Below are 3,515 nucleotides of genomic sequence, written 5' to 3' on the forward strand. Positions count from 1 at the left end.
AAAACCTATAACGATAAGGAGAAGCTGATTCCGTGTTAACTCTGCTACACCTGTTGTCCGCGGTTGCTCTGCTGGTGTGGGGCACGCATATCGTGCGTACCGGGGTGATGCGCGTCTATGGCGCTCGCCTGCGTACCGTTCTCAGTAGCAGCGTAGAGAAAAAGCCGCTCGCCTTCTGCGCGGGTCTTGGCGTGACTGCGCTGGTGCAAAGCAGTAACGCCACCACCATGCTGGTGACCTCATTTGTCGCCCAGGATTTAGTGGGTCTGATGCCAGCGCTGGTGATGGTGCTGGGGGCCGACGTCGGGACGGCGCTGATGGCGAGGGTGTTGACCTTCGACCTGTCGTGGCTGTCGCCGTTGTTGATATTTATCGGGGTGATTTTCTTCCTCGGCCGCAAGCAGACCCGCGCCGGGCAGCTTGGACGGGTGGGGATTGGTCTGGGGCTGATCCTGTTGGCCCTCGAGCTGATTGTCCAGGCCGTACACCCCATAACCCAGGCGAACGGTGTGCAGGTGATTTTCGCCTCGCTGACCGGGGATATCATGCTGGATGCTTTGATTGGCGCCGTATTTGCAATCATTAGCTACTCCAGCCTGGCGGCGGTGCTGTTAACGGCGACGCTGACCGCGGCGGGAGCGATCTCTTTCCCGGTGGCGCTGTGTCTGGTGATTGGCGCCAACCTGGGATCGGGGCTGCTGGCGATGCTTAACAACAGCGCGGCGAACGCGGCGGCGCGCCGGGTGGCGCTGGGCAGCCTGCTGTTTAAGCTGGTGGGGAGTCTGATTATTCTGCCGTTCGTCCATCCGCTGGCCGCGGCGATGCAAAAGCTGCCGTTGGCCGAGTCCGAGCTGGTTATCTACTTCCACGTCTTTTACAACCTGCTGCGCTGCATCGCGATGGTGCCCTTTGCCGGACCGATGGCGAAGCTGTGCCAGCGTCTGATCCGCGATGAGCCCGAGCTGGATAACCATCTCAAACCCAAGCATCTCGACCCGTCGGCGCTGGACACCCCGGCGCTGGCGCTGGCCAATGCCGCGCGTGAGACGCTGCGCATTGGTGACGCGATGGAGCAGATGCTGGAGAGCCTGCACAAGGTGATGCATGGCGAACCGCGTCAGGAGAAAGAGCTGCGCCGTATGGCGGATGATATCAACGTACTTTACACCGCTATTAAGCTCTATCTGGCGCGAATGCCAAAGGATGAGCTGGCGGAAGAGGAATCCCGGCGCTGGGCGGAAATTATTGAGATGTCGTTAAACCTCGAACAGGCGTCCGATATCGTCGAGCGAATGGGCAGCGAGATCGCCGATAAATCGCTGGCGGCGCGGCGCGCCTTCTCGGTAGAAGGGTTAAAGGAGCTGGACGCCCTGTACGATCTGCTGCTCAGCAACCTGCAGCTGGCGATGTCGGTCTTCTTCTCCAGCGATGTGCCCAGCGCCCGCCGCCTGCGGCGCAGCAAACACCGGTTCCGCATTCTTAACCGCCGCTACTCGCATGCGCACGTTGACCGTCTGCATCAGCAGAACGTGCAGAGCATCGAAACCAGTACGTTGCACCTGGCGCTGCTGGGGGATATGAAGCGTCTGAACAGCCTGTTCTGCTCGGTGGCTTACAGCGTGATGGAGCAGCCGGATGAAGACGACGAACGGGATGACTACTGAGCCATTCCCCGGCGGCGCTGTGCTAACCGGGATTTTGCGTTTGGACGTTCCATTGAGGCAGCCCGGATAAGGCGCAATGCGCCGCTATCCGGGAAACGTTAGCCAACCAGGCTCAGAAGCGGTGGCCCGCAGGCAGGGTTATCGCTTCTTCCCCCGCTTTGAACAACAGCGTCGGGTTCGGGCCACCGAGCGTCGCGTGACCATCGGTGACCTGGATCCAGTTTCCTTCCGGCAAACCAATCACCGTTAATTCCGGCGCCACGACCAGCAGTTCGCGGATACGCTGTTCGCGGGTTTCGCCCTGATGCCCGGTCGGCAACGCGTTGGTGAAGTGCGGGTTAATCTGTAGCGGGAACAGCCCCAGCGCATCAAATCCCTGCGGATCGACAATCGGCATATCGTTGGTGGTGCGAATGGTCGGGCAGGCAAGGTTTGAACCTGCACTCCAGCCGATATACAGCGCCCCGCGTTTGACGACATCGACAATCGGCGCCAACAGACCGCGGCTGCGGCACTCTTTCAACAGCTGGAAGGTGTTCCCGCCGCCGACGATCACCATCTCGGTGCTTTCAATGGCGGCGATAGGGTCGTCGACGCTGTGGATACCGGTTACGCTGACCGCCATGGGCGCCATAACCGCAGCCACTTTGGCCGTATAATCATCCCAGGATTGCGTCACGCCAGCGAAGGGGATGAATACCGCCTTACGGCGGCCTTTGACCTGACCGGCGATCAGCGGCAGGGCGTGTTCCAGCCAGGCTTTCCCCGGCAGCGTGGAGTTACTGAGTAACAGCAGTTCCATCTTTTCTTCCTGTTTTAAAAATATTATTGAAGCAGAAATTCTAGCATCGCCCCCATACCGACGCGCTGATATGGCGCATGATGTGGGTAAGCGGAATGCTGTTCACAAGCCCGACGAAGCTTCTGGATAATGAATCACACAATCCAGGTTTTTTCTCGCCCACAAGGTAGGGTATATTTCGCTTTTACAGGAGAATCTATGCTGCCCGACTCATCAACCCGATTAAACAAATACATCAGTGAAAGCGGCATCTGCTCGCGTCGCGAAGCGGACCGCTTTATTGAACAAGGCAACGTCTTTATCAATGGCAAGCGCGCCACGATTGGCGATCAGGTGAAGCCTGGCGATTTAGTCAAAGTGAACGGACGGTTGATTGAGCCGCGCGAAGCGGATGATCTGGTACTGATTGCGCTGAATAAGCCGGTCGGCATTGTGAGCACCACCGAAGATGGCGAGCGCGACAACATTGTCGATTTCGTCAATCACAGCAAGCGTATCTTTCCTATCGGCCGTCTGGATAAAGATTCTCAGGGGCTGATCTTCCTCACCAACCATGGCGATCTGGTGAACAAGATCCTGCGCGCCGGCAACGACCATGAAAAAGAGTATCTGGTCACGGTCGATAAGCCGGTAACCGATGAGTTCATTCGCGGCATGGGCGCGGGGGTACCGATTCTCGGGACCGTGACCAAAAAATGTAAGGTAAAGAAAGAAGCGCCGTTCGTTTTCCGCATCACCCTTGTGCAGGGGTTAAACCGCCAGATCCGTCGCATGTGCGAGCACTTTGGCTATGAAGTGACGAAGCTTGAGCGTACGCGGATCATGAACGTGAGCCTGACGGGGATCCCACTGGGAGAGTGGCGCGATCTGACCGATGACGAGCTGATCGACCTGTTCAAGCTGATTGAAAACTCCTCTTCCGAAGCGAAGCCGAAAGCCAGGCCGAAGGCCAAAGCGGCGACTCCCGGCATCAAGCGCCCGGTGGTGAAGATGGAAAATAGCAACGATAAGGGCCGCCCGGCTGGTAACGGGAAACGTTTCACCCAGCC

3 protein-coding genes are annotated in these 3,515 nt (G+C 58.2%); 2 read left to right on the plus strand and 1 reads right to left on the minus strand.

Going from position 1 to position 3,515, the window contains the following annotated elements; genetic code table 11:
- Nucleotides 1-32: 32 nt before the first annotated feature.
- The gene (locus tag HMPREF9538_RS15005; RefSeq protein ID WP_002884582.1) at nt 33-1,664 is read left to right on the plus strand and encodes a Na/Pi cotransporter family protein; all 1,632 of its coding nucleotides are present in this window, start codon (nt 33-35) and stop codon (nt 1,662-1,664) included.
- A gap of 112 nt (nt 1,665-1,776) precedes the next feature.
- On the opposite strand, the gene pepE is transcribed toward HMPREF9538_RS15005, so the two are convergent.
- Nucleotides 1,777-2,466, minus strand: a complete 690-nt coding sequence (gene pepE / locus HMPREF9538_RS15000; protein ID WP_004895000.1) for a dipeptidase PepE — start codon at nt 2,464-2,466, stop codon at nt 1,777-1,779.
- Between the two features lie 198 nt (nt 2,467-2,664).
- Between pepE and rluF the strand changes: the two genes are divergently transcribed.
- The coding region (gene rluF / locus HMPREF9538_RS14995; protein ID WP_009484990.1) for a 23S rRNA pseudouridine(2604) synthase RluF at nt 2,665-3,515 on the plus strand (851 nt) is incomplete at its 3' end.

It is taken from the genome of Klebsiella sp. MS 92-3 (assembly GCF_000195655.1).
In the GTDB taxonomy this organism is placed as follows: domain Bacteria; phylum Pseudomonadota; class Gammaproteobacteria; order Enterobacterales; family Enterobacteriaceae; genus Klebsiella; species Klebsiella pneumoniae.

Bases quoted from the DNA above. Each gene is read 5' to 3' on its own strand.
- pepE (WP_004895000.1), bottom strand. From the start codon at position 2,466: ATGGAACTGCTGTTACTCAGTAACTCCACGCTGCCGGGGAAAGCCTGG.